The 6,850-nt window shown below is 46.9% G+C and carries 1 protein-coding gene; it reads left to right on the forward strand.

Going from position 1 to position 6,850, the window contains the following annotated elements; genetic code table 11:
- Nucleotides 1–429: 429 nt before the first annotated feature.
- Nucleotides 430–6,850, forward strand: a 6,421-nt coding sequence (locus AAC022_RS04595; RefSeq protein WP_339728454.1) for a Calx-beta domain-containing protein, incomplete at its 3' end; no start/stop codon positions are given.

The raw sequence follows: 6,850 nt of genomic DNA on the forward strand, positions 1-6,850 counted from the left end.
TCAGCCAATGCCCCCTATCATAACTCTCACTCACTAATCTGAATTTATGTGATTAGATAGACAATTCTAAACAATTGTGCTGGATTGAGGAAAAGTGCATTGGTACTCTTGTATATAAATATGAATATTCCGTATATGCTGGATATGCCAGAAGGTACATATTGTACCCATGCTTAATAGCCCGCTTACCTTAACGACCATCCACTTCATGTTAGATGATCAAACGAATCGTATTGGTTTTCTAAAGTTCAGATACGCCAGAAAGAACCTGCCCCCATGTTGTTGACAAACTGGTTAAGGTCGATTGCCACTCAGTGCCGACCATCTCGCTCTCGAACTTCTCGTTCCCGACATTCTCGCGTTTTGAATCGATATCAAGCAATTCGAAGCCACCATGTCAATTCAATCGAACAGCTCGAGGATCGTACGATGCTGACTTCGATACTCAACATCGATGATGTGTCTATTGTAGAAGGGGACGCCGGAACGACTGATGTCATGATCACAGTCACGCGAACGGGAACAGTCGCAGGCGATCTGAACAGTGTTGTCATGGTTGATTTCAATACGATCGATGGCACAGCCACATCAGCCGATTCCGATTATGTCACACAAACAGATACCATCAGTTTTTTGGAAGAGGCATCCGCATTAACACAAACTCAAACCATCACAATTCAGGTAAACAGCGATCTGATCACTGAAGAAGATGAAACATTTGGCATCCAGTTAAGCAACAACAGCTTGAATACAACGCTCGGAGACGATTCCGCAACGGTTACGATCCTCAATGATGACCAGTCTACCCTCTCGATCAATGACATCACTGTCAATGAAGCAGATGGAACCGCATCCGTAATGGTTTCACTTGATCACCCACTTGATGCTGCGGTCAGTTTTGACTTTTCTGTATTTGATGAAACTGCGAATGATTCGACAGACTATATTTCCAATTCCGGCAGTCTCTCATTTGCTCCCGGCGAACAGGAAATATCCATCACGATTAACATCGTCGATTCCGATCTGGTAGAAAGTACGGAAACATTCCTGGTGCTTCTTTCTAATATCCAGACCACCAGTTCCAGTCTACTAACTCCAGACACACTGGCCAAAGTCCGAATTCTGGACGACGATCAAGCCAGCCTCTCAATTGATGATGTCTCCCTAGATGAAGATGGCGTGTCAGCAACAATTATCGTCTCTCTGGACAAACCTGTCGACACGGAAATCAGTGTGGACTTCTTAACTGCCGACCAGACCGCAACCAGTGCAGACGATTATAGCGCAACCTCTGGCATCCTGACCTTCAGCGCGGAAGTGCTATCACAAATGATTACAGTTCCCATCGCAGATAATAATATCGTGGAGCTGGATGAAACATTTCTGATCAACCTGTTTAATCTCCGGGCAAATGATGCTGATGTCATTATCGGGGATGATCAGGCAACGGTCACGATCCAAAACGATGAACAGGCCCAGATTTCAATCAGTGATATCATTGTAAACGAAAACATGTCAACAGCGGTGTTGATCGTCTCTCTGGATCATCCCGTTGATGCCGATGTCAGCTTTAACTTTGCCACCAACGATAGTTCAGCTGAAGATATCACCGACTATCTCGCGACTTCTGGTACTCTGACATTTACCCCTGGAATGCAATCCATCGAGATCCCTGTTTCTCTTGTCGATTCGGAGTTGGTCGAGCTCGATGAATCATTTCTAGTCGATCTGACCAATATTCAGGCCAATGGTCGCGATGTGGTTTTTGCAAACATCCAGGCAGAAATCACGATCCAGGATGATCAGCAGTCACATCTGACAATCGACAATATTACGGTGACCGAAGACGATATGAGCGGAATAGCCATACTGACTGTCTCGCTGGATAGACCTGTCGACACAACGATCAGCATTGACTATACCACCAACGATCTGACCGCATTCAATACAGCCGACTATACCACTATGTCTGGTACCCTGATCTTCGCCGCAGGTGAGCAGTCAAAAACGATCATGGTCTCCCTGATCAACGACAGCAATCTGGTAGAAGGTGAGGAATCATTTGTTGTCGATTTGATGAACCTGCAAGCCAATGGCGCCAACGTCATGATTACTGCGAACCAGGCCACGGTTACCATTCTCGATGACGAACAGGCCACAATCTCAATTGATGACATTTCTATTGATGAAAATGCCCCTAGTGGTATGGCTGTACTGACCGTCTCTCTGGATCAGCCGGTCACCACCATCGTCACCGTGGATTACGCTACGGCCGACAACTCAGCCTTTGACCTCGATGACTATACGGCACAAACAGGGGCACTCTCCTTCAGTGTGGGAGTCCAAACACAAACCATCATGATTCCCATCATAGACGATATTGACATCGTCGAAGGTGTTGAATCATTCTTGGTGAACTTGACTGGCATTCTGGCCAATGGCGCCAACATTACCTTTGCGGACAATCTGGGGGCAGTCACCATTCTCGATGACGAAACTGCCACGGTCTCGATCGACGACATCTCTATCGACGAGAATGACTCGAGTGGTATGGCTGTACTGACCGTTTCTTTGAGCCAGGCCCTCGCCACCACTGTTACGATAGATTATGCCACAGCAGATAATACATCCATTGATTCAGAGGACTATACTGCAAAAACTGACACCCTGACGTTCGCCCCTGGTATCACAACTCAAACCATCATGATTCCTATAATTGACGACATGGATATCGTCGAAGGCGATGAATCATTCTTTGTGAACTTGAGTAACATCCTCGCTAACGGTGCTAACATCAGCTTTGCCGATGATCAGGGGGAAGTCACGATTCTCGATGACGAAGCAGCCACGATCTCCATTGATAATGTGTCTGTTAATGAAAATAACGGGACGGCCACCCTCACCGTCTCCTTAGACCAACCTGTTGCCACCACCGTCACCGTAGACTTTGCCACAGCAGATCAGTTGGCCCTCGATGGGGATGACTACACCGCGCAATCGGGCACCCTGACTTTCACCCCGGGAGCACAAACACAATCGATCGTCATCAACATCAGTAATGACATCGATATCGTCGAAGGCGATGAATCGTTTCTCGTCAATCTGACCGGCATCCAAGCGAATGGGGCAAACATTTCATTTAACAACGATCAGGGTGAAGTCACGATTCACGATAACGAGACAGCCACCATCTCAATCAATGATGTCTCTGTCGAAGAACATGAAGGGACTGCCACCCTCACCGTCACCTTAGACCAACCGGTCCAGACAGATGTCAGCTTTGAATTTGCAACCAGCGATCAGACGGCCCTCAATCCCGGCGACTACACGACTCTAACAAACACGTTCTCCTTTACTGCAGGACAGCAATTACTGCAGATTAACGTTCTCATCATTGATGATAACTTGGTAGAAGGTACCGAAACACTTCTGGCCAATCTGACCAACATTCTCGCTAATGGAGCAAATATTACATTTACTGATGCAGAGGGTGAGATCACAATTCAGGATAATGATGCATCCAGTATTTCAATCGACGATGTATCCATAAATGAAGATCTGGGGACAACGACCATTACCGTCTCTCGAAACAAACTGGTCGACAGAGCTGTCAGTGTCGACTACGCCACCAGCAATGATTTGGCACTCGATCCGGAAGACTATACTTCAACCTCTGGTACCCTGACCTTCGCGGATGATGAATTTTCAAAAACCATTACTGTCCCTGTCATGATTGATGATCTAGTGGAAGATGATGAATCATTTTTCGTCAATCTGACAAATCTTCAAGCAAACGGAGCTGATGTCAATATCGGAGACAATCAGGGAACCGTCACAATCCTGAATGATGATCAGGCCACGATCTCGATCAATGACTTTACAGTCAACGAAAACGGCGGAACAGCCACTCTGACTGTCTCGCTGGACCAACCCGTCGCCACTACCGTCACTGTCGACTTCTCCACCGACGATCTGTCAGCCTTCGATCTCGACGACTATACTGCGCAAACGGGGACACTGACATTCGCCTCCGGAGTACAAACACAAACAATTATCATCGACATCACTGATGACCTGGATACCGTTGAAGGCGATGAATCGTTCGTCGTCAACCTGACGGACCTGCAAGCCAATGGGCTCAATGTCATCATGGGAAACAATCAGGGAACCGTCACGATTCATGATAACGAGAGTGCGACCATCTCCATCTCCGATGAGACCGTCAATGAAGGTGACGGAACAGTTACTCTCACCGTTTCAATAGACAAACCTGTCAAAACAACTGTGAATGTCGATTATACTACCGCCGATCTGACAGCATTCAGTTCAGTCGATTATACCGCGATGTCAGGCACACTCTCTTTTGCACCTGACCAGCAAACCAGTACGATCACTATTCCCATTACTAATGATATGGATCTGGTAGAAGTGGTTGAACATTTTTCCGTCAGTTTGTCGAATATTCAAGCCAATGGCGCCAATCTCACATTTCTGGATAACCAGGCTGACGTCAGCATTGAGGATAACGATCAGGCCAGTTTCTCGATCGACAATGTTTCTATTGATGAAGAGGAGAGTTCCGCAACGATCAGCGTCTCTTTGGACAAAGCTGTCGACACGGCAATCAGTGTGGACTACGCCACTTCCGACCAGACCGCAACTAGTGTAGACGACTACAGCGTATCCTCTGGCACTCTAACTTTCGTAGCGGGAGTGCAGTTACTAATGATTACGGTTCCCATCACAGATAATAATATTGTGGAGCTGGATGAAACATTTCTCATTACCCTGACTAGCCTTCAGGCAAATGGCGCTGATGTCATTATTGGAGACAACCAGGCAACAGTCACCATTCTCAATAATGATCAAGCTACCATTTCAATCACTAATATTTCGGAAGATGAAAACAGTGGGACTGCTACCCTTACCGTTTCATTAGACCAGCCGGTTGCCACCACTGTCACTGTTGACTTCGCCACAGCAGATCTGTCGGCGATCGCTCCAACCGATTACACCGCCCAGATGGGCACTCTGACCTTCAATCCCGAAGTACAAACACAAACCATCATCATCACCCTGATCGATAATGAGCTTGTGGAAGGTGACAGAACATTTCAGGTGAGCCTGAGCAACCTGCAAAACGATGGTTACGATGTTTCCATGGGCGTAGGCCAAGCGACTGTCACCATTCTGGATGACGATCAGGCCACCATCTCGATCAATGATATATCCATTAGTGAAGATGGAGTAATCGCTCTGATCGATGTCACATTAGACAAACCAGTCGAAGAAACAGTAACCGTGGAATATGCGACGGCAGATCAGACAGCATTCGACCTATCCGACTACACTGCTACGACGGGCATGCTAACTTTCTTCGCAGGCGAACAATCGCATCAGATCATGGTGCCCATTATCGATAATATGATTGTCGAAGGTGATGAAACATTTCTCATCAACCTCTCCGACATTCTGTCTAATGGGACAAATGTTATTTTCGCAGATAATCAAGCGGAAGTCACGATTCTGGATAACGAACAGGCCAGTTTCTCCATTGATGACATGATTGTGAATGAAGACGCGGGCACTGCCACACTCACTGTTTCCCTCAACCTGGTTGTTGACACGGACATCAGTGTGGACGTCACCACATTCAATCTGACAGCAGGCAGTCCTGACGACTATACCGCTAAAACCCAGACACTGGAGTTCTTCTCGGGCGATCTAATGAAACCCATCACCATTGATATTCTTGATGACGATCTTGTGGAAGACGATGAATCATTACTCGTCCTCTTGAGCAATATTCAAAATGGTGCGAATGTCACATTTGCCGACAGTCAGGGAACAATTCTAATCCAAGATAATGACGAGGCCAGTCTCTCGATCCAAGACACGACCGTGAATGAAATGGAGGGAACCGTTTCGGTCACCGTCTCTCTGGATAAACCGGTCGACACCACTATTAGTGTAGACTACTTTACAACACCTGACTCTGCTCTCGACCCGGACGACTTCACCTCTCAATCGGATACATTCACTTTCAATCCGGGCGAACAGACAAAAACGATTACTATCCCGCTTACCGATGATCTCGACATTGTCGAAGGCGATGAAACATTTCTGATCAATTTGATCAACCTTGTCCCCAATGGGGCCGCAGTCACCATCGGAGATAATCAGGCTACAGTCACGATTCTCGATGACGAAACAGCCACCATCTCAATCGATAATATCACCGTCAACGAAGATGATATAAGCGGAATGGCCATACTGACAGTCTCGCTGGACCAGCCGGTCGCCACTACGGTCACCGTGGACTACACCACTGCCGATCTCACCGCACTCAATACAACTGATTACTCCACAATGTCTGGTACGCTGACTTTTAACCCGGGCGAGCAATCAAAAACGATCATGGTCCCTCTCATCAATGATCTCGATATCGTTGAAGGCATCGAATCATTCTTCGTCAACTTAAGTAACATTCAAGCTAACGGCGCCAACATCACCTTTGTCGACGATCAGGGCGAAGTCACGATTGAAGACGACGAAGTAGCCAACATCTCAATCGACGATATGACCGTCAACGAAAACGGAGTAACAGCGACTCTCACCGTATCACTGGACCAACCGATCACCACCACGGTCACCGTAGATTATGCAACTCAGGATCAACTGGCACTCGATCCGGAAGATTATACCGCACAAACGGGCACACTCACCTTCGATCCAGACATTCAGACACAAACCATCGTCATCGACATCATCAATGATCTCGATATCGTCGAAGGTATCGAATCATTCTTCGTCAACTTAAGTAACATTCAAGCTAACGGCGCCAACATCA

The organism is uncultured Gimesia sp., assembly GCF_963976445.1.
In the GTDB taxonomy this organism is placed as follows: domain Bacteria; phylum Planctomycetota; class Planctomycetia; order Planctomycetales; family Planctomycetaceae; genus Gimesia.